The organism is Cupriavidus agavae, assembly GCF_004217045.1.
Classification (GTDB): Bacteria; Pseudomonadota; Gammaproteobacteria; order Burkholderiales; family Burkholderiaceae; genus Cupriavidus; species Cupriavidus agavae.
Map to the genome: position 1 here is coordinate 2,372,442 of NZ_SGXM01000001.1, position 21,034 is coordinate 2,393,475.

Annotated in this window: 23 protein-coding genes and 1 other RNA gene; 6 read left to right on the forward strand and 18 right to left on the reverse strand. The window is 65.1% G+C overall.

Features of this window, described 5'->3' with window-relative positions:
- Positions 1 to 36 precede the first annotated feature (36 nt).
- The 3 genes from EV147_RS10750 to tyrS form a co-directional block, all read right to left on the reverse strand.
- Positions 37 to 684 (reverse strand): YbhB/YbcL family Raf kinase inhibitor-like protein, encoded by a 648-nt coding sequence (locus EV147_RS10750; protein WP_130391059.1) that lies wholly within the window; start codon positions 682 to 684, stop codon positions 37 to 39.
- A gap of 67 nt (positions 685 to 751) precedes the next feature.
- The gene (gene dtd, locus EV147_RS10755) at positions 752 to 1,222 is read right to left on the reverse strand and encodes a D-aminoacyl-tRNA deacylase (RefSeq protein WP_130391060.1); all 471 of its coding nucleotides are present in this window, start codon (positions 1,220 to 1,222) and stop codon (positions 752 to 754) included.
- 7 nt (positions 1,223 to 1,229) lie between these two features.
- Positions 1,230 to 2,471 carry a tyrosine--tRNA ligase gene (tyrS, locus tag EV147_RS10760; RefSeq protein ID WP_130391061.1) on the reverse strand — a complete coding sequence of 414 codons (1,242 nt, stop codon included), beginning with the start codon at positions 2,469 to 2,471 and terminating at the stop codon, positions 1,230 to 1,232.
- A gap of 215 nt (positions 2,472 to 2,686) precedes the next feature.
- Here tyrS and EV147_RS10765 point away from each other — a divergent pair, with 215 nt between their 5' ends.
- The gene (locus EV147_RS10765; RefSeq protein WP_130391062.1) at positions 2,687 to 4,081 is read left to right on the forward strand and encodes a M23 family metallopeptidase; all 1,395 of its coding nucleotides are present in this window, start codon (positions 2,687 to 2,689) and stop codon (positions 4,079 to 4,081) included.
- A gap of 11 nt (positions 4,082 to 4,092) precedes the next feature.
- Entirely contained in the window at positions 4,093 to 5,232 is a 1,140-nt protein-coding gene (locus tag EV147_RS10770) for an anhydro-N-acetylmuramic acid kinase (protein ID WP_407923211.1), read from the forward strand.
- A 70-nt stretch (positions 5,233 to 5,302) separates the two neighbouring features.
- On the opposite strand, the gene erpA is transcribed toward EV147_RS10770, so the two are convergent.
- From erpA to rplM, 4 genes are all read right to left on the reverse strand, one after another.
- A complete protein-coding gene (gene erpA / locus EV147_RS10775) occupies positions 5,303 to 5,671 on the reverse strand; it encodes an iron-sulfur cluster insertion protein ErpA (protein WP_130391063.1) in 369 nt (122 codons plus the stop codon).
- 124 nt (positions 5,672 to 5,795) lie between these two features.
- On the reverse strand, positions 5,796 to 6,323 hold the full coding sequence (locus EV147_RS10780; protein WP_130391064.1) for a bactofilin family protein: 528 nt from the start codon (positions 6,321 to 6,323) through the stop codon (positions 5,796 to 5,798).
- Between the two features lie 224 nt (positions 6,324 to 6,547).
- Entirely contained in the window at positions 6,548 to 6,940 is a 393-nt protein-coding gene (gene rpsI, locus EV147_RS10785; RefSeq protein ID WP_092135941.1) for a 30S ribosomal protein S9, read from the reverse strand.
- 15 nt (positions 6,941 to 6,955) lie between these two features.
- On the reverse strand, positions 6,956 to 7,384 hold the full coding sequence (rplM, locus tag EV147_RS10790) for a 50S ribosomal protein L13 (RefSeq protein ID WP_130391065.1): 429 nt from the start codon (positions 7,382 to 7,384) through the stop codon (positions 6,956 to 6,958).
- A gap of 723 nt (positions 7,385 to 8,107) precedes the next feature.
- Between rplM and EV147_RS10795 the strand changes: the two genes are divergently transcribed.
- Positions 8,108 to 8,530 carry an OsmC family protein gene (locus EV147_RS10795; RefSeq protein ID WP_130391066.1) on the forward strand — a complete coding sequence of 141 codons (423 nt, stop codon included), beginning with the start codon at positions 8,108 to 8,110 and terminating at the stop codon, positions 8,528 to 8,530.
- A gap of 69 nt (positions 8,531 to 8,599) precedes the next feature.
- Here EV147_RS10795 and rnpB read toward each other — a convergent pair.
- The 4 genes from rnpB to EV147_RS10815 form a co-directional block, all read right to left on the reverse strand.
- An RNA gene (gene rnpB, locus EV147_RS10800) (RNase P RNA component class A) lies at positions 8,600 to 8,944 on the reverse strand.
- A gap of 36 nt (positions 8,945 to 8,980) precedes the next feature.
- Positions 8,981 to 9,760, reverse strand: coding sequence for a DUF3025 domain-containing protein (locus EV147_RS10805; RefSeq protein WP_130391067.1), 780 nt, complete (start codon positions 9,758 to 9,760; stop codon positions 8,981 to 8,983).
- 17 nt (positions 9,761 to 9,777) lie between these two features.
- The gene (gene pyrC / locus EV147_RS10810) at positions 9,778 to 10,812 is read right to left on the reverse strand and encodes a dihydroorotase (protein ID WP_130391068.1); all 1,035 of its coding nucleotides are present in this window, start codon (positions 10,810 to 10,812) and stop codon (positions 9,778 to 9,780) included.
- A gap of 15 nt (positions 10,813 to 10,827) precedes the next feature.
- Positions 10,828 to 12,123, reverse strand: a complete 1,296-nt coding sequence (locus EV147_RS10815; RefSeq protein WP_130391069.1) for a glycerate kinase type-2 family protein — start codon at positions 12,121 to 12,123, stop codon at positions 10,828 to 10,830.
- A gap of 187 nt (positions 12,124 to 12,310) precedes the next feature.
- On the opposite strand from EV147_RS10815, the gene EV147_RS10820 reads away from it, so the two are divergent.
- Positions 12,311 to 13,141, forward strand: coding sequence for a class II glutamine amidotransferase (locus EV147_RS10820; RefSeq protein WP_130391070.1), 831 nt, complete (start codon positions 12,311 to 12,313; stop codon positions 13,139 to 13,141).
- 42 nt (positions 13,142 to 13,183) lie between these two features.
- On the opposite strand, the gene EV147_RS10825 is transcribed toward EV147_RS10820, so the two are convergent.
- The 6 genes from EV147_RS10825 to EV147_RS10850 all read right to left on the reverse strand — a co-directional run bounded on the left by EV147_RS10825 (position 13,184) and on the right by EV147_RS10850 (position 18,989).
- Positions 13,184 to 13,918 (reverse strand): amino acid ABC transporter ATP-binding protein, encoded by a 735-nt coding sequence (locus EV147_RS10825; RefSeq protein WP_130391071.1) that lies wholly within the window; start codon positions 13,916 to 13,918, stop codon positions 13,184 to 13,186.
- Entirely contained in the window at positions 13,915 to 14,598 is a 684-nt protein-coding gene (gene gltK, locus EV147_RS10830) for a glutamate/aspartate ABC transporter permease GltK (RefSeq protein WP_130391072.1), read from the reverse strand. The genes EV147_RS10825 and gltK overlap by 4 nt, the downstream gene beginning before the upstream one ends.
- A gap of 11 nt (positions 14,599 to 14,609) precedes the next feature.
- Entirely contained in the window at positions 14,610 to 15,338 is a 729-nt protein-coding gene (locus EV147_RS10835; protein WP_130391073.1) for an amino acid ABC transporter permease, read from the reverse strand.
- A 65-nt stretch (positions 15,339 to 15,403) separates the two neighbouring features.
- Entirely contained in the window at positions 15,404 to 16,303 is a 900-nt protein-coding gene (locus EV147_RS10840) for a glutamate/aspartate ABC transporter substrate-binding protein (RefSeq protein ID WP_130391074.1), read from the reverse strand.
- A gap of 313 nt (positions 16,304 to 16,616) precedes the next feature.
- On the reverse strand, positions 16,617 to 17,924 hold the full coding sequence (locus EV147_RS10845; RefSeq protein ID WP_130391075.1) for a Glu/Leu/Phe/Val family dehydrogenase: 1,308 nt from the start codon (positions 17,922 to 17,924) through the stop codon (positions 16,617 to 16,619).
- Positions 17,925 to 18,035: 111 nt separating this feature from the next.
- The gene (locus EV147_RS10850) at positions 18,036 to 18,989 is read right to left on the reverse strand and encodes a LysR family transcriptional regulator (RefSeq protein WP_130391076.1); all 954 of its coding nucleotides are present in this window, start codon (positions 18,987 to 18,989) and stop codon (positions 18,036 to 18,038) included.
- A gap of 182 nt (positions 18,990 to 19,171) precedes the next feature.
- Here EV147_RS10850 and EV147_RS10855 point away from each other — a divergent pair, with 182 nt between their 5' ends.
- Together EV147_RS10855 and EV147_RS10860 are read left to right on the forward strand one after the other, a co-directional pair.
- Positions 19,172 to 19,729: a cysteine dioxygenase family protein gene (locus EV147_RS10855; RefSeq protein WP_130391077.1), complete on the forward strand. Its 558-nt coding sequence runs from the start codon at positions 19,172 to 19,174 to the stop codon at positions 19,727 to 19,729.
- 54 nt (positions 19,730 to 19,783) lie between these two features.
- Positions 19,784 to 20,242 (forward strand): Lrp/AsnC family transcriptional regulator, encoded by a 459-nt coding sequence (locus EV147_RS10860; RefSeq protein ID WP_130391078.1) that lies wholly within the window; start codon positions 19,784 to 19,786, stop codon positions 20,240 to 20,242.
- Between the two features lie 16 nt (positions 20,243 to 20,258).
- On the opposite strand, the gene EV147_RS10865 is transcribed toward EV147_RS10860, so the two are convergent.
- Positions 20,259 to 21,032: an ABC transporter permease gene (locus EV147_RS10865; RefSeq protein WP_130391079.1), complete on the reverse strand. Its 774-nt coding sequence runs from the start codon at positions 21,030 to 21,032 to the stop codon at positions 20,259 to 20,261.
- Positions 21,033 to 21,034 lie beyond the last annotated feature (2 nt).

Consider the following 21,034-nt stretch of genomic DNA (forward strand, 5'->3'; position numbering starts at 1 on the left):
CGGTTCCTTGGGGGCGATGGACGGCGGTCCGGTTGGTTATTTGACGAGGCGCGGATTGAGCGTGTACGTGCCGGTGTAGCTGGCCTCGGCCAGCACATGGCCATGGATGGCCTGGCGCACGTCGGCCCCGGTGAACTTGCCTTCCACCGGCACGCGGTCGATATCGAGCGCGTAGACCGTGAACACGTAGCGATGGACGATCGAATCGTTCCACGGCGGGCACGGGCCGTCATAGCCGAAGTAGTCGCCCTTCATGTCCGGGTCGTTGGCGAACCAGCCCGTGTAGTCGTTCAGGCCATGGCGCAGGCCGCCGGCGGTGGCGGTACCCACCAGCGCCTCGGGGCCCGGCTTGCCGCGCGCAATCACGCCATCGCTGTGCGTGCCGGCCGAAATCGTGTTCAGGCCCGGCGGGATATCGATCAGCACCCAGTGGAAGAAATCCACGCGCGGCAGCGATTCCGGTACCTCGCGCCCCGCCTGGTTTACGTCGTCGCCACGGCTGGGCACGTCCGGATCATGGACGATCAGCGCGAACGAACGCGTGGCGGCCGGAAAGTCTTCCCAGTGCAGGTCCGGGTTGCGGTCGCTCGACAGCGTCACGTGGCTGGCCGCGTCGGGCACGCAGAACGCGAATTCGCCAGGAATCGGCGCGTTGTCGGCAAATGCCTTGCTCCAGAGTTTCATGTGGATCTCCTTCGACTTGGGATTCGGTTGCAGCGGAGGCGGCGCTCGTTCTGGCGTTTTTACGATGTCACGCCGTGCCGGCCGGCGGCACGCGCAGCCAGAACGTCACCGGGCCGTCATTGGTCAGGCTGACCTGCATCATCGCGCCGAACTCGCCGGTCTGGACCAACGGGTGCGCGGCGCGTGCACGGGCCACGAAATGATCGTACAGCCGGCGGCCGTCCTCGGGCGAGGCGGCCGGGGTAAAACTGGGACGGGTGCCGCTGTTGGTGTCGGCGGCCAGCGTGAACTGCGAGACCACCAGCAGCCCGCCGGCGTTGCCCTGCCCGTCGATGTTCTGCACCGGCAGGTTCATCTTGCCGCCGGCATCGGAAAACACCCGGTAGGCCAGCAGCTTGGCCAGCAGGCGCTCGGCCTGCGCCTCGGTGTCGCCACGTTCGGCGCACACCAGTGCCAGCAGGCCCGCGCCGATCTCGCCGGTGGTACGGCCCGCCACGGTCACGCGCGCCTCGGCGACGCGCTGGATCAGGGCAATCATGCGCCGCTCAGGCCAGCGTCACGCGCGCGAAGCGGCGCTTGCCCACCTGCACCACGTACGTGCCGGCTTCCACCTTGACGGACTTGTCGGCCACCACGGCGCCGTCGATCCTGACGCCGCCTTGCTCGATATTGCGGTTGGCCTCGGACGTCGACGGCACGAGATTGGCCTGCTTGAGCAACTGGGCGATGGCCAGCGGCGCGCCGCCGAGGCTCACGGCCGGGATATCGTCCGGAATGCCGCCGCGCGCGCGGTGGTTGAACGCCTCCAGCGCGCTCTCGGCCGCGGCCTGGCTGTGGAAGCGCGTGACGATCTCCTGCGCCAGCAGCACCTTGCAGTCGCGCGGGTTGCGGCCGGCGGCGATCTCCTGCTTCATCAGGTCGATCTCGGCCAGCGGGCGGAACGACAGCAGCGTGAAGTACTGCCACATCAGGTCGTCCGAGATGCTCATGAGCTTGCCGAACATCTCGTTCGGCGCCTCGGTCACGCCAATGTAGTTGTGCTTGGACTTCGACATCTTCTCGACGCCGTCCAGCCCCACCAGCAGCGGCATGGTCAGGATGCACTGCGACTCCTGGCCGTACTCCTTCTGCAGCTCGCGCCCCACCAGCAGGTTGAACTTCTGGTCCGTGCCGCCCATTTCCAGGTCGGCCTTGAGCGCCACCGAGTCATAGCCCTGCATCAGCGGGTACAGGAATTCATGTACCGAAATCGGCACACCGGAACGGAAGCGCTTGGTGAAGTCGTCGCGCTCCATCATGCGGGCCACGGTGTACTTGGCGGCCAGCTGGATCATGCCGCGCGCGCCGAGCGGATCGCACCACTCGCTGTTGTAGCGGATTTCGGTGCGCGCCGGGTCGAGCACCAGGCTGGCCTGCTTGTAGTAGGTCTCGGCGTTGGTCTCGATCTGCTCGCGCGTCAGCGGCGGGCGCGTGGAATTGCGGCCCGACGGATCGCCAATGGTCGACGTGAAGTCGCCGATCAGGAAGATCACCTGGTGCCCCAGGTCCTGCAGCTGGCGCAGCTTGTTCAGCACCACGGTATGACCCAGATGGATGTCCGGGGCGGTCGGATCGAGCCCGAGCTTGATGCGCAGCGGCACGCCGGTGGCCTCGCTCCGGGCCAGCTTCTGCAGCCATTCGGCCTCGACCAGAAGCTCGTCGCAGCCGCGCTTGGTGATCTCCAGTGCGCGCATCACCGACGGCGTAAGTGGATAGTTGGCCGCGGCGGCCGGGGACACTTCACTCATGGCGTAAGTCTTTGAAATCTTTAGGGAAACGGCTACGGATGACAGAATCGTTTCTGATATACTTCGCAGCTTCTCGACCGACAGATTATCGTCGGTGACCGCCTCGGAGGCGGCTCGCAGAGGACGCCCGCACCGCACCTTGGGGAAGGAAGGCAGACGAGAAATATCGTCAGCGGCAGCGGCCCTTGCAATACAGAAAGTTGGAATTCTACGTGATGTGGTCTAGTCTCCGCGAAGTTTTCGCGCGTGAGCTGGTAGTCCTGGTTGACCCGACAAATCCCCAGCACACACGCCGCCGCAAGCAGCTGACCGTCGCCATCGGCACGGTCTTCACGCTCGGCATGGCCGCTGCCATGGGTGTTGCGCCGCGCAACGCCTACGATGATCCGCTCGCCCCGCGCGTGCAGCAGTCGCTGCGCATGCCCGACCTGCGCGCGCAGCTCGAACAATTGACCGAGGCGTCCGATGCCGGCGTCTATGTCCGGCAGGAACGCATGCAGCGCGGCGATACCATCGCCACCCTGCTGCGCCGTCTCGGTGTCGATGATCCCGACGCGCAGGCGTTCATCGTCAAGAACCCTACCGCGCGCGGGCTGTTCAACCTGAACCCCGGCCAGGCCGTGCAGGCCGAAATCGACAGCAGCAACCTGCTCGTCTCGCTCCAGGCCAACCTCGGCGGCGACGCCAGTGCCTCGCGCGAGCTCGTGATCGAGCGCGTGGCGCCGCGCAAGGAAGGCGGCGACTACACGTACAAGGCGCGCATCGCCGCGGTGGACAACGACCTGCACTACGAAATGGCCTCCGGCGCGATCGACGCCCACGGCTTCTTCAGGTCGATGGACAACGCCAACGTACCCGACGAAGTGGTCAACCAGATGATCTCGATCTTCTCTGGCGTGATCGACTTCCACCACGACATTGCCCGCGGCGACCGCTTCCGCATCGTCTACGAGGCCGGCTTCCGCGATGGCGCGTTCGTGCGCAACGGCCGTGTGGTGGCGATCGAGCTGATCAACCGCAACACGCTGTACCAGGCCCTGTGGTATGCGCCGGAAGACGGCGAGCCGGGCGCGTACTACACGTTCGACGGCCGCAGCATGAAGCGTCCGTTCCTGCGCTCGCCGGTCGCGTTCACGCGTGTGTCGTCGGGCTTCGGCGGCCGCGAGCACCCGCTGCACCACAAGTGGGCACAGCACAAGGGCGTGGACTTCGCCGCGCCGCAGGGCACCAAGGTACTGGCCACGGGCGACGCCACGGTGCAGTTCGTCGGCCAGCAGAACGGCTACGGCAACATCATCGTGCTCCAGCACGCAAACGGCTATTCCACGTTCTACGCCCACCTGTCGCGCTTCGCCAGTCTGCGCGAGGGCCAGCATGTCTCGCAAGGCGAGCTGATCGGCTACGTGGGATCGACGGGCTGGGCCACCGGGCCGCACCTGCACTACGAGTTCCGCTACAACAACGTGCCGCAGAATCCGATGACTACGACGCTGATGGAAGCGCCGACGCTGACCGGCAAGTCGCGCACGGAATTCCTGAGCTACTCGAGTGCCATGTTGAGCCGCATCAACATGCTGCGCACCTACAATGTGCTGACCGCCAGCAACTGAGCTTCGCCCCCATGTCCATGCCCCCCGGCTCCAGCGACTGTTTCATCGGCCTGATGTCGGGCACCAGCATGGACGGCGCCGATGGCGTGCTCGTCGATTTCTCGGCGGGCCAGCCGGCGGTGCTGGCGGCCGCCCACGCGCCGTTTCCCGAGCCGCTGCGCGAAGCATTCGCGGCGCTGCAGCAGCCCGGCGAAGACGAGATCCACCGGGAAGCGCTGGCGGCCAACGCCCTGGCGCGCGTCTATGCCGCCTGCGTGGACGAACTACTACGAAAAGCCGAGGCCACTGCCAGCCAGATCACCGCGATCGGCGCGCATGGCCAGACCATCCGGCATCGTCCCGGCCTCTATGACGGCACGGGTTACACGCGCCAGAGCCAGCACCCCGCGCTGCTGGCCGAACTGACCGATATCGATGTCATCGCCGATTTCCGCAGCCGCGATATCGCGGCCGGCGGCCAGGGCGCACCGCTCGTACCGGCCGTCCATGCGGCGCTGTTCGGCGCCCGCGACGAGACCCGCGTGGTCTGCAACATCGGCGGTATCTCCAATATCAGCATTCTCCCGGCGGCGAACCGGGGCCGTCCGGTTACGGGCTTCGATTGCGGTCCGGGCAACGCGCTGCTCGACGACTGGGTGCAACGCCATCGCGGCGTCCCCTATGACGATCGGGGTGCCTGGGGCGCCACCGGCCGCGTGGACGAGGCGCTGCTGGCGCAACTGCTGGCCGAGCCCTACTTCCGCGCACCGCCGCCCAAGAGCACCGGGCGCGACCTGTTCCACCCGGGATGGCTGCAGGGCATGCTCGACGGCCTGCCCGCGCCGCTGGCGCCCGCCGACGTGCAGGCCACGCTGACCGTGCTGACGGCCACCGCCATTGCGCGCGACGTGCAAGCCCATGCGCCGGACGCCCAGCGGCTGATCGTCTGCGGCGGCGGTGCCCTCAATGACGAACTGCTGCGCCGGCTCGGAGAGCTGCTGCCCGGCAAGGCGGTGCAACTCTCGGACGACTATGGCGTGCCGGTCTTGCAGGTGGAGGCGCTGGCCTTCGCCTGGCTGGCGCGACAGTGCGTGCGCCGCGCGCCGGGCAATGTGCCGACCGTCACGGGCGCCGCAGGGCCGCGCGTGCTGGGCGCGATCTATCCACGCTGATATCGACTGGCGGGCGGCAATAAAAAAAGCGCACCGGTTGGTGCGCTTTTTTTGGCGAAACAACTATGCGTCAGACCGAGAACGACGAGCCGCAACCACAGGTGGTCGAGGCGTTCGGGTTCTTGATCACGAACTGGGCGCCGTTGATGTCTTCCTTGTAGTCGATCTCGGCGCCGACCAGGTATTGGTAGCTCATCGAGTCGATCAGCAGGGTGACGCCGTTCTTGACCATCTGGGTGTCGTCTTCGTTCACGTCCTCGTCGAACGTGAAGCCATACTGGAAGCCGGAGCAACCGCCGCCCTGCACGAACACGCGCAGCTTCAGTTCGGCGTTGCCCTCTTCCTCGATCAATTGCTTGACCTTGTCGGCCGCGCTGTCAGTAAAGACGAACGGTGCCGGCACGTCCTCGGTAACGGGTGCCTCTGCGACTGCGTTCATGGGGAATTCTCCTGGTTAGGTACGCCCGTATTCTAAGCGCTACTCTGAAATCGTGCCGAAACCCCTTGATTTCAAGGGGCACTGGGGCTATTGCGACGCGACGGTCACTCCCGGCCGCGTCGGCTCAGGCCGCGGACTTCTCGCGCAGCGGTTCTTCCTCGGTGACCTCGCTGACGTCGCTGACGTCGGTAACCGCCTCGGCGGCCACGTCAACGGTCTGCGCCGGCTCGGCTTCCTGAGCCTGGGCGGCCTCCGGCTCCGAGGGGACGGCCTGATGGGTCAGGGCACGAACCTCGGCCTGCACCAGCGGGATCAGCCGCCCTTCGACCAGCGCGCCCTGCTGCATTTCAAGCGCCGCATAACGCACTTCTCCATAGACTCGCGCATGGGCCTGCAGTTCGAGCAGTTCAGCGGCATGGACCGGGCCGGTGACGGTGCCATTGAGCACCAGATGTTCCACCCGGACTTCGCCCTCGACCGCGCCCTTCTCGCTGATCACGAGCATGCTCGACTTGCCTTCGATTGCCGTGACATTGCCGCGCACGCGGCCGTCGAGACGCAGTCCGCCGGAAAACGCCACATCCCCCTCGATGACGGTGTCCTGACCGATCAGCGTATCGATGTTCAGGCCTTTTTTCTTCGAAAACAGCATCTTGTGACTCCTATTGCTTTGCGCTGGGGCGTGGATTCCGCAGGTCCGTGATTGTATCGCCGCATGCACGGCAAGCCGATGAAATGCTTCAAGTACTGATATTGGCAATACTGAACACTGCAACAAAATATCCGCGGCGGCCGGGCGAAAAAAAACCGCACGAACCTCCGTGCGGTTTTTCCGGCCTTGCCGGATCCGGCGAACCGGACCCAGGCAATGACACATCAGCGCTTCGAGAATTGCTTCCGACGACGTGCCTTGTGCAGACCAACCTTCTTACGCTCGACTTCACGTGCATCGCGGGTAACGTAGCCAGCCTTCGACAGGGCCGACTTCAGCGTTGCATCGTAGTCGATCAGGGCGCGGGTGATGCCGTGGCGAACAGCACCGGCCTGGCCGGTTTCGCCGCCACCGGTCACGTTGACCTTGATGTCGAACGTTTCGGCGTGAGCCGTCAGTTCCAGCGGCTGGCGCACGATCATCAGCGAGGTTTCGCGGGCGAAGTACTCGTTGATGGGCTTGCCATTGACGACGATGTCGCCCTTGCCCGACTTGATGAAGACACGAGCCACGGCGCTCTTGCGGCGGCCAGTACCGTAATTCCAGTTACCGATCATGGATTGTGGCCCCCGTTAGATTTCCAGCACCTTGGGCTGCTGTGCGGTATGCGGATGCTCGGCTTCGGCGTAAACCTTCAGCTTCTTGATCATCGCATAGCCCAGCGGACCCTTCGGCAGCATGCCCTTGACAGCCTTTTCCAGGGCGCGGCCCGGGAAACGTTGCTGCATCTTGCCGAACGTGGTTTCGTAGATACCGCCCGGGTAACCCGAATGGCGATAGTACTTCTTGTCCTGTTCCTTGGTACCCGTCACGCGCAGCTTGGCCGCATTGACGATGATGATGAAATCACCGGTGTCGACGTGAGGAGTGAATTCCGGCTTGTGCTTGCCGCGCAGTCGGCGTGCCACTTCGCTGGCAACACGGCCGAGGACCTTGTCCGTCGCGTCAATCACGTACCAGTCGCGCTTTACCTCTGCAGGCTTGGCGGAAAAGGTCTTCATGATTTTTCCTGATTAGAAAACTGCCCGATGTGACGGTCGCCGTTTTAGCGTCCTGTCGTCGGCCGGTCCTGAGGACCTGACCTTCCTGCTTGTATCTGCAGGCTCTCCCTGAATCTTTTTCCGGGGGCAATGACCGGAAAGCCGACGATTATAACGGGCGGCGGCCCGATCGCACAAGCAAAGATTCAGGAAGTCGTCAAGTGCGCGTGGCGGCGCCCCGTGGCGCGTACCGTGCAGACCTTGCAATGGGCGAAAAAAAACCCAAGTCTGTCTGACTTGGGTTTGAATCCACCAAAGGAGGAGGGTGGAGGAGACACCGGGCGATCGACGGGGCCGGTCATGGCGGGCGGTGCGGTCGGCGAAGGGGTCTCTACCCGGATTCGCTTTCGCACTCGGCGCGCTCTTCATGCGCCGTCGTTCGATGGAATGGATTATACATACGGGCTTCCGGGAAGCAAGAAAATCTACACTGCGAAATCAACTTCCATAATATGGAATGGCATATAGCGCACTGAATTTGCTGGCAAATTCAATAAAAACAATGACTTGCCGCTATATGCAAAGTGCGGCATCGGCGCGACAGTAGAGGAAACCCTCTGATTTCTAGGGGAAATCCCGCACCCGGGACCGTGCCGGCAGTTGGCCTATACTCGCGGAAAGCAAGACACCTGTCTGCGCGCAGGTGAACGCAAAAACACAATCACGAACCGAGGAACGAACAAGATGGAATGCAAAGTGACATGGTCGGGCCCGGAGGGCATGAGCTTCATCGCCCAGACCGGCAGTGGCCACCTGGTGGCGATGGACGGCGCGCCGGACGGCGGCGGCAACAACCTGGCACCGCGCCCGATGGAAATGGTGCTGCTGGGCACCGGCGGCTGCACCGCCTATGACGTGGTGCTGATCCTCAAGCGCGGCCGGCAGGATGTGCGCGGCTGCTCGGTCAAGCTGCAGGCCGAGCGCGCCGACGCCGATCCAAAGGTATTCACGAAGATCAATTTCCACTTCACCGTGACCGGCAAGGGCCTGGACCCGGCCAAGGTGGAGCGCGCCATCGAGCTGTCGCACGAGAAATACTGCTCGGCGTCGATCATGCTGGCCAAGACGGCCGAGATCACGCATACCAGCGAGATCGTGGAAGGCTGACCCTCGCCGTTTCGCCAGAAAGTGAAACGCCCGGCCGTGTCGACGACACGCCGGGCGTTTTCGTATGCGAAGCAAAGCAGGCCGATAAGCCGGATTCTGTGCACGCCGGGCACCCTTGCGGGCCCCCGCCATGTGACAACCATTCCTCTAGACCGGCCGTTACCGGACGGTTCCAGCTCCCTACCCGCAGACTCAGCGGGCCGCCTCAACGTCTGCCTATTTGGGATTGCTCCAGGTGGAGGTTACCGCGTTTCACCCTTCCCGCCGGCCGAAGCCGGCGGCAAGACTCGTCTCTGTGGCCCTGTTCCGCACGTTGCCGTGGATGGCTGTTAGCCAACACCCTGCCCTGTGGAGTCCGGACTTTCCTCCCCTCGCCTCCTTGCGGAGACAAGCAGCGATTGTCTGGCCTGCTTTGCGGGCCGCAGTCTATCACCGAACCGGGCGGACTGGTCAGCCGGGCGCCGCCGGCAGCCGCCGCCCCGGCCGGAAAACCGTCACATCGTCATAGAACGAAGGATCGGCGTTGCCATCGCACCAGCCCGGAATGCCCATCACGGGCAGCGGCGAGAAGCTGCGTCCGCCGGCCAGCCGGCCAGCTTCGGCTGCGCCGGCCAGTGACGCCGCCAGCAGGGCGTCGAGCCGGTCCGGCGGCGTATCCGGCGGCGCCCGCAGCCGCCAGGCGTGGGCCGTGATCGCCTTGTAGGGCTGCGCGAGCTTTTCGAGCAGCGCGTGGCCGAACGAGACGACCGTGCAGGCCTGGTGCCAGGCGTCGCGGCGCGTGACGAACAGTTCGCGCCAGCCAAACCCGGCCAGGGCGCCTGCCAGCGCGTCATCGCACGTGAGCAGGATCACGGCGTTTTCGTCGAACAATGTCGCGGCATCGCGCAAGCCGCCACGGATCTGCCGCACGCCATCGCGGGCAATGGCCTCGGCCTGCAGCCGGTTCAGCAAGCGCTTGGTTTCGGGAAAGTGCAGCCAGATCAACGCGTTGAAGGCGTCGTGGAGGTTGTCGCGCGTCGGCACCTGGCCGGTGGCGAAGATATGGGATTCGTAGGCGACGCCCTCGGCCAGCGATGACTGCGGCACGAACCGCAGCGGCAGGCCCTGCGCGTTACGCAGGGCGCCGGCCCGGGCGTTGAGCGCCATCCGGAGGTCGGTCTGGCGAAACAGCGATGCGGACACGGCGAATGGCGCCAGCCACGGCCGCGTCCAGTCGACATCCGGCAGCAAATCGCGCCGCCTGTCGCTCAGCTGGCCTTCCAGCGCATGGTTTCGCCGGCCCGCAGCGGCACCAGCGTGGTCTCGCCGTACGGCAGTTCGGCCGGCAACTCCCAGTCTTCACGCGTCAGCGTCAGCGTACCGGTATTGCGCGGCAGGCCGTAGAAGGCGGGGCCGTTGAAGCTGGCGAACGCTTCGAGCTTGTCGAGCGCGTCGGCGGCCTCGAATGCTTCGGCGTACAGCTCCATCGCGTGCAGCGCCGTGTAGCAGCCCGCGCAGCCGCAGGCGTGCTCCTTGAGCCCCTTGGCGTGGGGCGCGCTGTCGGTGCCCAGGAAGAAGCGATCGCTGCCGGAGGTGGCGGCCTTGACCAGCGCGGCGCGGTGCGTCTCGCGCTTGAGCACCGGCAGGCAGTAGTAATGGGGACGGATGCCGCCCAGGAAGATCGCGTTGCGGTTGTAGAGCAGGTGATGTGCCGTAATCGTCGCAGCGATCGGACCCTTGGCCTCGGCCACGTACTGCGCCGCGTCGGCCGTGGTGATGTGCTCGAACACGACCTTCAGTTCGGGGAAGTCGCGGCGCAGCGGTTCCATCACGCGCTCGATGAACACGGCCTCGCGGTCGAACAGGTCGATGTCGCTATTGGTGACTTCGCCGTGCACCAGCAGCGGCATGCCCGCGCGCTGCATGGCTTCCAGCGTCGGGGCGCAGCGCTTGATGTCGGTCACGCCGGCATCGCTGTTGGTCGTGGCGCCGGCCGGGTAGAGCTTCACGGCGTGCACGAAGCCGCTGGCCTTGGCGGCGACGATTTCCTCGGGCGGCAGGTTGTCGGTCAGGTACAGCGTCATCAGCGGCTCGAACGCCATGCCGGCCGGCAGCGCGGCCAGGATGCGGTCGCGGTAGGCGGCGGCCTGCGCCACCGTGGTGACCGGCGGCTTCAGGTTCGGCATGACGATGGCGCGCGCGAACTGGCGGGCGGTGTCGGGCAGCACGGCGGACAATGCCGCGCCGTCGCGCAGGTGCAGGTGCCAGTCGTCCGGGCGGGTAATCGTAATCTTCTGGGTCATGGGGACAAGCAACAACTAGAGAATCAGGATGGCGCGGAAATCGTTCACATTGGTCCGCGTGGGGCCGGTCACCACGAGGTCGTCCACGGCCTGGAAGAAGCCCCAGGCATCGTGCGCGTCCAGACTGTGCCGGGCCGATACGCCGGCGGCTTCGGCCCGGGCCAGCGAATCGGGGCCCAGCAGCGCGCCGGCATTGTCTTCGGAGCCGTCGATGCCGTCGGTGTCGGCGGCAATCGCATGGATGCCGTCGGCGCCGCCCAGTTCGATGGCCAGCGACAGCAGGAACTCGGAGCAACGCCCGCCGCGCGCGCCACTGACGCCGGCCGGCAGGGTGACCGTGCACTCGCCGCCCGAGATCAGCGCCACGGGCGCGGAGAACGGCGCATTGTACTTGCGAATTTCGCGCACCAGCGCCGCGTAGACACGCGCCACCTCCTGCGCCTCGCCGGTCACGGTGTCGCCCAGCAGCACGGGTTCGATACCCTGGCGGCGGAACAGCGCCGCCGCGGCCTCCAGGCTGCCGTGGGCGGTGGCGATCATGCGGTTGTCGACGCGGCCGAAGAGCGGATCGCCCGGCTTTGGCGTTTCGTCGATCTCGCCGCGCGCCCCGCGCTCCAGGTGTGATTGCACGCTGGCCGGCACGGTGGCGCCAAAGCGCTTCAGGATGCCGAGCGCGTCGGCATAGGTGCTCGGATCGGGTACGGTCGGGCCCGAGGCGATGGCGCTGGGGTCATCCCCCGCCACATCGGACACGATCAGCGTGGTCACCGGCGCGCGGCTGGCCTGCGCCAGCCGGCCGCCCTGGATGCGCGAGACGTGCTTGCGCACGATGTTCATGTCGGTGATCGGCGCGCCGCAGCGCAGCAGTTCGCGCGTGGTGGCCTTCAGATCGGCCATCGGGATGCCTTCGGCCGGCAGCGACAGCAGGCTGGATCCGCCGCCGGAGACCAGCACGATCAGCCGGTCCTCGGGCCCAAGCGACCGGACGCGCGCCAGGATATCGGCGGCCGCCTGTTCACCGGCCTCGTCCGGCACCGGATGGCCGGCTTCGATCACGCGGATATGCTCGGTCGGCAGGCCGTGCGCGTAGCGCGTGACCACCACGCCTTCGAGACTGGCGCGGCCGGCGTAGGCGCGCTCTACGGCCAGCGCCATCGACGCGGCGGCCTTGCCGGCGCCCACCACCAGGGTGCGGCCGCCGGCATGCGGCGGCGGCAGGTGGTCGGCCACGATCTGCAGGGGGTCCGCGGCAGCAACCGCGGCATGGAAACTTTCGAGCAACAACGTGCGGGGGCAGCCCTGGAAGTTCATCGTGCCTGGCTCCAGGGAAGGTCCGTTCCGATTCCGTCTCCGGGAATGACAGCGATCTTGTATTGACTCATGGCTGGGAAGGGAGGGGGCTGGCGAGTGCCGCGCTTGGCAGCGTCCGGCACGCGAAGGATAATGGCCCCATTCTATTGCAAAGCGGCAGCCCCCTGCCGTTCACGGTGCCCTCGCCATGTGCCAGCTGCTAGGCATGAACTGCGCCACGCCGACCGACGTGACGTTTTCCTTTACCGGCTTTGCCGCCCGGGGCGGCCTGACGGACCACCACGCCGACGGTTTCGGCGTGGCGTTCTTCGAGGACAAGGCCTGCCGCCTGTTCATCGACAACCAGTCGGCGGGTACCTCGCCGGTGGCGGACCTGATCAAGCGCTACCCGATCAAGTCGAAAAACGTGATCTCGCATATCCGCAAGGCCACGCAGGGCACGGTCCGGCTCGAAAACTGCCACCCGTTCATGCGCGAACTCTGGGGCCGGCACTGGATCTTCGCCCACAACGGCGACCTGCACGGCTTCGCGCCGTTCCTGTCTGGCGTCTACCAGCCGGTGGGCGATACCGACAGCGAACTGGCGTTCTGCACGCTGATGCAGGGCCTGCGCAAGCGGTTTCCGGGCTCGCAGCCGCCGCTCAACGAACTGGGCCATGCGCTGGCCGATATCACGCGGGACATCACGCTGCACGGCGTTTTCAATTTTCTACTATGCAACGGGCAGGCGCTGTTCGCGCATTGCTCCACGCGGCTGTATTACATCGTGCGGCAGTGGCCGTTCTCCAAGGCGCATCTGATCGATGCGGACCTGTCGATCGATTTTGCCCAGGTCACCACGCCGGACGACCGCGTGGCCGTGATCGCCACCGCGCCGCTGACCGACAACGAGACGTGGACGCAGTTCGCCCCGGGCGAGCTGATCATGTTCGAGAACGGGAAGCCCGTCATGACGTGGACGGTACCGATTCCGCCCGAGGTGCAGGCGAAGAATGCCGCGAACGCGGCTTGTACTTGAGGGGTGTCCCCTCTCCCGCGCGGCGGGAGAGGGGAGCAAACATCAGTGCTGCAGGATCTTTGAGAGGAACTGGCGGGCGCGTTCGGAGCGGGCTTCGATGTTGCCGAAGAACTCTTCCTTGGCGCAGTCTTCCACGATCTTGCCGGCGTCCATGAAGATCACGCGGTTGGCCACCTTGCGGGCGAAGCCCATCTCGTGGGTCACGCACATCATGGTCATGCCTTCGTTGGCCAGCTGCACCATCACGTCGAGCACTTCGTTGACCATTTCCGGGTCAAGTGCCGAAGTCGGCTCATCGAACAGCATGCAGATCGGATCCATCGACAGCGCGCGGGCAATTGCCACGCGCTGCTGCTGGCCGCCCGACAGCTGACCGGGGTACTTGTCCGCCTGGCTCTTCAGGCCCACGCGTTCCAGGTACTTCAGGCCCTTGGCGTTGGCTTCGTCCTTCGAGCGGCCCAGCACCTTCATCTGCGCGATGGTCAGGTTCTCGGTGATCGACAGGTGCGGGAACAGTTCGAAGTTCTGGAAGACCATGCCCACGCGCGAGCGCAGCTTGGGCAGGTTGGTCTTCGGGTTGCCCACCGAGGTGCCATCCACGAGGATGTCGCCCTTCTGGAACGGCTCCAGCGCGTTCACGGTCTTGATCAGCGTCGACTTGCCCGAGCCCGACGGGCCGCACACCACCACCACTTCGCCCTTGGCCACCTTGGTGGTGCAGTCGGTCAGCACCTGGAAGGCGCCGTACCACTTGGAAACGTTATTAATCTCGATCATACGGCCACCTTTTTCTGATAACGCTTGACCAGCAGCGAAGCGGAGAAACAAATGATGAAGTACACGAGGCCGGCGAACAGCAGCATTTCGACGATGCGGCCGTCACGTTCGCCAATGCCGTAGGCCTGGCCGAAGAAGTCCGCCAGCGCGCTCACGTAGACCAGCGAGGTATCCTGGAACAGGATGATGCCCTGCGTCAGCAGCAGCGGCACCATGTTGCGGAACGCCTGCGGCAGGATCACCAGCCGCATGGTCTGGCCATAGGTCATGCCCAGCGCCTGCGCGGCGAACATCTGCCCGCGCGACACGCTCTGGATACCGGCGCGGATGATTTCCGAGTAGTACGCGGCCTCGAACAGCGAGAACGCGATCAGCGCGGAAGTCATGCGCAGATCCGATGCGGCCGACAGGTTGAACACCTTCTGCAGCAGCTGCGGGATGATCAGGAAGAACCACAGCAGCACCATCACCAGCGGGATGGACCGGAACAGCGTCACGTACGCCTGCGCGAACCAGTTCAGCGGCTTGACCGACGAGAGCCGCATCATCGCCAGGATCGTGCCCCAGACGATGCCCACGATCACCGCCGTGACCGTGATTTTTAAAGAAACGGCCATGCCCTCGCCGAGCACGTGCAGCGTGGACGCGTTGATCGAGCTGAAATCGAATTCGTATGCCATGTTCCAGCTCCTTACTTGCTGCCGATGAAGCCCGGCACGCGGGTACGGCGTTCCACCCAGCGCATCAGGAACATCACCGTGAAGTTGATCAGCGCGTACAGCACCGTGACCGCGATGAACGACTCATACGGGCGCGCCGTGTAGTCCACCAGCTGGCGGCCCTGGGCGGCCAGTTCCAGCAGGCCGATGGTCGATGCCACCGCCGAGTTCTTGAAGATGTTCAGGAACTCGGAGGTGATCGGCGGCACGATGACGCGGAAGGCCATCGGCAGCAGCACGTGGCGGTACGTCTGGGCCAGCGTGAAACCCATGGCCAGGCCAGCGTTTCGCTGGCCGCGCGGCAGCGAGTTGATACCCGAGCGCACCTGTTCGCAGACCCGGGCGGCCGTGAAGGTGCCCAGGCAGACCATGGCGGCCAGGAACTGCTGGGTGAACGGGTTCATCTGCTTGATGGCTTCGCCGCCCGGCAGTAGCTCGGGGCCCACGAAGTACCAGATGAACAGTTGCACCAGCAGCGGAATGTTCCGGAAGATCTCGACGTAGGTGGCGGCAAACCCCGACAGCCACTTGTTCGGGACCGTGCGCAGCACGCCCAGCACCGAGCCGAGAACAAGGGCGATCACCCACGACGACAGGCCCAGCGCGATCGTCACCTTGAGACCGGAGATCATCCAGTCCAGGTACGTCTCGTTGGAAGCGGCCTGCTCGAGGAAGACTCCCCAGTGAAAAGCGTAATCCATAGTGCGTCCTCAAAAAGAAACGGAAGGACTGCTCCTTCCGTTTCGCACTGCGCCAATCGCTAAGATCAGTCGAGTGCCTTGTCGTTCGGGTTCTTGAAGAGCGCCTTCATGTCTTCCGACAGCGGGAAGTCCAGGTTCAGGCCCTTCGGAGGCACCGGCTGCTGGAACCACTTCGTGTACATGGTGTTGATCGAACCATCCTTCATCAGGCCGGCGATCACGGTATCGGACAGCTTCTTGAACGGCACGTCGTCCTTGCGGATCATGCAGCCGTACGATTCACGCGATTGCGGCTTGCCCACCACGATCCAGTCGTTCGGGTTCTTGGCCTTGGCGCGTTCGCCGTAGAGCAGCGCGTCGTCCATCATGAACGCCACGGCACGGCCCGATTCCAGCGTCAGGAACGACTGGCCATGGTCCTTGGTGCTGATGATGTTGATGCCCAGCTTCTGGTCGTCGTTCATCTTGCGCAGCAGGCGCTCGGACGTCGTGCCAGCCGTGGTCACGACATTCTTGCCCTTCAGGTCGGCCCAGTCCTTGATGCCGCCGTCCTTCTTCACCATGATGCGCGTGCCGATGATGAAGATGCTGTTCGTGAACGAGGCCTGCTTCTGGCGCTCGAGGTTGTTCGTGGTCGAGCCGCACTCGATATCGATCGTGCCGTTCTGCAGCAGCGTGATGCGGTTCTGCGACGTGATCGGAATTTCCTTGACCTGCAGGTTCGGCAGCTTCAGCTGGTTCTTCACGGCTTCCACGATCTTCATGTTGATATCGTAGGAATAGCCGACCTGGCGCACGCCGCCCAGGTTGTAGTTGAAGGGGATCGAGGATTCCCGCACGCCCAGCGTGATGACACCCGTGTCCTTGATCTTCTGCAGCGTACCCGTCAGCGGCTCAGCTGCCTGCGCGCTCGCGCACAACACCCCTGCCGCAATCATCAGGCCTGCCAACTTGGCAACATTCATAACATCTCCTTGACCTTGAAGAGAAAGGCGGGACTGTATCAGACTGTCCCACCGGCGAAACAGTATTGCTTAGCTCGTCACCCAAGACAACGGGTTTTTCCCCTAACTGGTGCCGCATCGGGCAGGGTTTCGCGGCATTGCGCCAAAATGAGACACAAGTGCGCACCGATACTTGGCATCGTTTCAAACCCCTGATAACAAAAAACGCGGCAATCGGAGCCATCCGATCGCCGCGTTCCCGGAGCAGCGGGAAACCGGTGGTTTTTGCTGCATCGCAGCAAACCGGTTCCCGCGTGTCATGCCCGCCCTCGCCTCAGGGATACAGGCCGCGCATTTCGCGGGCCTGGAGGATGCGCGTACAGGCAACGATGAATGCCGCCGTACGCAGCGTGACCTTGTTTTCCTGGGCAACCTGCCAGATTGCCCGGAAAGCTTCTTGCATGATCCGTACCAGGCGCTCGTTGATCTCCTCCTCGGTCCAGAAGAAGCTCGAGAAATCCTGCACCCACTCGAAATAGGACACCGTCACGCCGCCGGCGTTGGCAATCACGTCCGGGCAGACCAGGATATTGCGCTCGCGCAGGATATCGTCGGCCTGCGGCGTGGTCGGGCCGTTGGCGCCCTCGATGACCAGCTTTGCCGTGATCTTCGGCGCGTTCTGGGCCGTGATCTGGCCTTCCAGCGCGGCCGGGATCAGGATGTCGCAGTCGACCTCCCAGAACTGGTCGCCCTTCAGGACTTCGGCCTGGAAGCCGTCGATCGTGCCGCTGTGCGACGCGTATTCCATCATTGCCGGCACATCCAGCCCGGCCGGGTTGTACAGCGTGGTGCGGTGGTCCTGCACCGCCACCACCTTCGCGCCGGCCTCCTGGAACAGCCTGGCGGCCACGGCGCCCACATTGCCGAAGCCCTGCACGGCCACGCGCGCACCCTTGACGTCCATGCCGAGGTTGCGGGCGGCTTCCGAACCCACCACGAACACGCCACGGCCGGTGGCCTCGTGGCGGCCCAGCGAGCCGCCGAGCGAGATCGGCTTGCCGGTCACCACGCCGGTGGACGTGCTGCCCGAGTTCATCGAGTAGGTATCCATCATCCAGGCCATGACCTGGGCGTTGGTGTTGACGTCCGGCGCCGGGATGTCCTTGTTCGGCCCGATGATGATGTTGATTTCGCTGGTGTAGCGGCGCGTCAGGCGTTCCAGCTCGCCCTTGGACAGCGTGCGCGGATCAACGCGGATGCCGCCCTTGGCACCGCCGTAGGGCACGTTCACGGCCGCGTTCTTCACCGACATCCAGGCCGACAGCGCCATCACCTCGGACAGCGTCACGTCCTGGTGGAAGCGCACGCCGCCCTTGCCGGGGCCGCGCGACAGGTTGTGCTGCACGCGGTAGCCCTCGTAGTGGGCAATGGTGCCGTTGTCCAGCTCGATGGGTACGTCGACGATCAGCGCGCGCTTGGGGCGCTTGAGGGTTTCGACCCAGCGTGCCAGCGAGCCCAGGTAAGGCGTGACACGGTCGACCTGCTGCAGGTAGATGCCCCACGGGCCGAGATTGTCGGCATTCAGGTAGGAAGGCAGGGCATGGGCGTTCGAGACGTTGTACGTCGGTGCTGCGGAAGACATCGTAGGTTTCCGAGTGAAGGTGACTCGCAGGATATCGGCGCCACCCCGCGCCGATCCAATGCCGTTTGTTCATCCCGCCCGGCACGGTTATGCAAGGCGCGCATAACGTTGTCAGCCAGCCGGGGCGGTCAGCGCGGCCCAGACCTTGTCCACGAACTGGCGCTTGCGGCGTTGCGGCCCGCCGCGCCGCTCCGAGCCGTTATCGGACGGGCGTTCCCGGTACAGCCGGATTTCCATGTCGATCGACTGCGGCAGCCCGCGCGCCGCCTCGGCCCGGACCAGGCGGCCGGCGGCCACGTCGTCGCGCACCGCGCTTTCTGGCAAAAATGCCATGCCGTGGCCGGCCAGCGCCATGACCTTGAGCGCCTCCGCCATATCGGTCTCGTAGCATTTGTCGAGCTTCAGGGTGTCGGCGGACTCCGCCAGCAGCATGTCCACCATCCGTCCGAGGAAGGCATTGGGCGTGTAGCTCAGGAACGGAACCGGCTTCTTGTCGGTGCCGGGCAGGCGGAACAGCGGGCGTCCGGTGGCGTCCGGCACGCTGTACGGCGACAGCCGCTCCGTGCCGAGCACGAGCATGTCGTAGTGCGCCGGGTCGAGCTGGATGGCCTGCCGGGCGTGGTGGTAGACCATGACCAGGTCGCAGCCGCCTTCCACGAGCATCAGCACCGCGTCATGGACATTGAGCGCCCGCAGCCGGCAGGGCAGCGTGCCGACCTTGCGCTCCACACCCTTGAGCCATTCCGGGAAGAACGTCAGCGACAGCGTGTGGGGCACGGCAAATTCGAGCACCTGGGCGTTGGCCGAGCGCTGCCCGCGCATCAGCGCGCGGGTCTCGCTGACCTGCGCCAGCATCGCCAGCGCCTGCTCGTAGAACACCTTGCCGGCCGGCGTCAGGCTGGTGGGATAGCTCGACCGGTCGATCAGCTCGGTGCCTACCCACGCCTCGAGCGACTGGATCCGGCGCGAGAACGCCGGCTGCGTGACGTGCCGCAGCTCCGCCGAGCGCGAGAAGCTGTGCGTCTCGGCCAGGCTGACGAAGTCTTCAAGCCATTTGATTTCCATGCCGCGGATTATCGCCTGCAGGCCGGGACCGCGCACCGGCACGGAAATATTTTTCCTCGCATCCGACCATCTGTAGAACAGGATTACACTATCCGGGCATTCTGGATCGTTTTTTGCAGGTTTGTGCTCGGAGGAGGCCACTAAGATGGATGCCATCGCATACCAACCAGAACAAGCGAGCCATGCAAGCGACCGCCACCCCCTTCGTCACCCCGGTTCCCGCCGTCCCCGGACCCCTGGCCCTGCTGGCCACCGGCATGGACGCCACGCTGTCCCACAGCGCGCGCACCGTAGCCGAGCACCTGGCCGCCAGCCTGACCGATACCGACGCGCTGCTGGCCAGCCTGCCGCCCGGCGCGCTGGCAGGCAGCCCGGACCGCTACACGCGGCATCTGGTGTACGCCGATCCGTACGAACGTTTCTCGGTCATGCTGCTGATCTGGCGTCCGGGCCAGCACAGCCCGGTGCACGGCCATCGCGCCTGGTGCGCCTACCGCGTGCTGCGCGGCACGCTGGCCGAACGCCACTACCGCTGGAACCCCGAGAACCGCACCGCCACGCAGGTGGGCGCCGCAACACGGGAAGCCGGCGACACCTTCAGCGTGCCGGCCGGGCTGCAGCATATCCACGCGCTCGGCAACGACAGCCACGACATCGCCGTTTCCCTGCACATCTACGGCGTGGATCGGGACAATATCGCCACGGGCGTCAACCTGCTCGTGGATACCATTGTCAGCTGACCCCCTGCCATGAGGCGGCGGGGGCTGGCATTCACCCCCCTACCGTGACATCCCATGGACCGCTATGACCGCCAGATCCTGGACATCCTCCAGGAAGATGCCGCCGTGCCCGTCGCCGAGATCGGCGAGCGGGTCGGGCTGACCTCCACGCCCTGCTGGCGCCGCGTGCAGAAGCTCGAAGAATCCGGCGTGATCCGCAAGCGCGTGGCGCTGCTCGACGCCGCGAAGCTCAACGTCGGCGTCACCGTCTTCGTGTCGATTCGCACCAGCCAGCACAACGTGAAGTGGCTCAAGGCATTCCACGGCCTGGTGGCGTCGATCCCGGAAGTGACCGAGTTCTACCGGATGGCGGGCGATACCGACTACCTGCTGCGCGTGGTGGTGCCCGATATCGCCGCCTACGACGCGGTGTACAAGAAGCTGATCCAGGGCGCGGAGCTGGCGGACGTGAGTTCGAGCTTCGCGATGGAGCAGATCAAGTACACCACGGCGCTGCCGCTCGACTACGCCTGAGCGGCGCGCGCGGCCGTCAGCCCCGGTGAGCCCAGCCCGTCATGCGTTTCTCGATCACCGCAAACAGTTCGTACATGAGCATCGCCATCACGGCGATGACCACCAGCCCCGCAAACGCCAGCGGCATCTTCATCGCCGAACCGGCCGAGACCAGCAGGTAGCCGATCCCCTCGTTGGCGGCGTTCATTTCCGAGACCGTGGTGCCGACGAAGGCCAGCGTGATGGCCACTTTCAGCGAGGCGAAGAAGAACGGCATGGCGCGTGGCAGGCCCACCTTGAGCAGCACGTCGCTGCGCCTGGCGCCGAGCACGCGCAGCACGTCCTCCAGTTCCGGTTCGAGCGTAGCCAGCCCCGTGGCGATGTTGACCATGATCGGGAAGAACGAGATCAGGAAGGCCGTGATGATCGCCGGCCCGGCGCCCAGGCCGAACCAGACCACGAGGATCGGCACGAAGGCGGCCTTGGGCAGCGCGTTGAACGCCGTCATCAGCGGGTACGTGGCCGCGTAGGCGAGCCGCGACGAGCCCATCAGCATGCCCAGCACCACGCCCACGACGATGGCCAGCCCGAAGCCGACCATGGTCGTCCAGAACGTGCGCCAGGCGTGGGTGGCAATCACGCCGCTGTATTCGGCCAGCGAGGTGACGATGGCGGACGGGCTCGGCAGGATGAAGTCCGAGACGTTGAACACCAGGCAGGCGCCCTGCCACAGCAGCAGGAAGGCGCCGAGCAGGACCCAGGGGGCGACGCGCTGCACGCGCTTCGCCTGGAGAGAGGACATCGTGGCCATGA

Excerpts from the sequence above, each read along its gene's own strand:
- tyrS (WP_130391061.1), bottom strand. The coding sequence starts at position 2,471 with ATGAGTGAAGTGTCCCCGGCCGCCGCGGCCAACTATCCACTTACGCCG.
- EV147_RS10770 (WP_407923211.1), top strand. The coding sequence starts at position 4,093 with ATGTCCATGCCCCCCGGCTCCAGCGACTGTTTCATCGGCCTGATGTCG.
- EV147_RS10795 (WP_130391066.1), top strand. The coding sequence starts at position 8,108 with ATGGAATGCAAAGTGACATGGTCGGGCCCGGAGGGCATGAGCTTCATC.
- erpA (WP_130391063.1), bottom strand. The coding sequence starts at position 5,671 with ATGAACGCAGTCGCAGAGGCACCCGTTACCGAGGACGTGCCGGCACCG.
- EV147_RS10780 (WP_130391064.1), bottom strand. The coding sequence starts at position 6,323 with ATGCTGTTTTCGAAGAAAAAAGGCCTGAACATCGATACGCTGATCGGT.
- EV147_RS10850 (WP_130391076.1), bottom strand. The coding sequence starts at position 18,989 with ATGGAAATCAAATGGCTTGAAGACTTCGTCAGCCTGGCCGAGACGCAC.
- EV147_RS10765 (WP_130391062.1), top strand. The coding sequence starts at position 2,687 with ATGTGGTCTAGTCTCCGCGAAGTTTTCGCGCGTGAGCTGGTAGTCCTG.
- rpsI (WP_092135941.1), bottom strand. The coding sequence starts at position 6,940 with ATGATCGGTAACTGGAATTACGGTACTGGCCGCCGCAAGAGCGCCGTG.
- EV147_RS10840 (WP_130391074.1), bottom strand. The coding sequence starts at position 16,303 with ATGAATGTTGCCAAGTTGGCAGGCCTGATGATTGCGGCAGGGGTGTTG.
- pyrC (WP_130391068.1), bottom strand. The coding sequence starts at position 10,812 with ATGACCCAGAAGATTACGATTACCCGCCCGGACGACTGGCACCTGCAC.
- EV147_RS10815 (WP_130391069.1), bottom strand. The coding sequence starts at position 12,123 with ATGAACTTCCAGGGCTGCCCCCGCACGTTGTTGCTCGAAAGTTTCCAT.
- EV147_RS10855 (WP_130391077.1), top strand. The coding sequence starts at position 19,172 with ATGCAAGCGACCGCCACCCCCTTCGTCACCCCGGTTCCCGCCGTCCCC.
- EV147_RS10845 (WP_130391075.1), bottom strand. The coding sequence starts at position 17,924 with ATGTCTTCCGCAGCACCGACGTACAACGTCTCGAACGCCCATGCCCTG.
- EV147_RS10865 (WP_130391079.1), bottom strand. The coding sequence starts at position 21,032 with ATGGCCACGATGTCCTCTCTCCAGGCGAAGCGCGTGCAGCGCGTCGCC.
- EV147_RS10750 (WP_130391059.1), bottom strand. The coding sequence starts at position 684 with ATGAAACTCTGGAGCAAGGCATTTGCCGACAACGCGCCGATTCCTGGC.
- EV147_RS10835 (WP_130391073.1), bottom strand. The coding sequence starts at position 15,338 with ATGGATTACGCTTTTCACTGGGGAGTCTTCCTCGAGCAGGCCGCTTCC.
- EV147_RS10820 (WP_130391070.1), top strand. The coding sequence starts at position 12,311 with ATGTGCCAGCTGCTAGGCATGAACTGCGCCACGCCGACCGACGTGACG.
- dtd (WP_130391060.1), bottom strand. The coding sequence starts at position 1,222 with ATGATTGCCCTGATCCAGCGCGTCGCCGAGGCGCGCGTGACCGTGGCG.
- EV147_RS10860 (WP_130391078.1), top strand. The coding sequence starts at position 19,784 with ATGGACCGCTATGACCGCCAGATCCTGGACATCCTCCAGGAAGATGCC.
- gltK (WP_130391072.1), bottom strand. The coding sequence starts at position 14,598 with ATGGCATACGAATTCGATTTCAGCTCGATCAACGCGTCCACGCTGCAC.
- EV147_RS10825 (WP_130391071.1), bottom strand. The coding sequence starts at position 13,918 with ATGATCGAGATTAATAACGTTTCCAAGTGGTACGGCGCCTTCCAGGTG.
- rplM (WP_130391065.1), bottom strand. The coding sequence starts at position 7,384 with ATGAAGACCTTTTCCGCCAAGCCTGCAGAGGTAAAGCGCGACTGGTAC.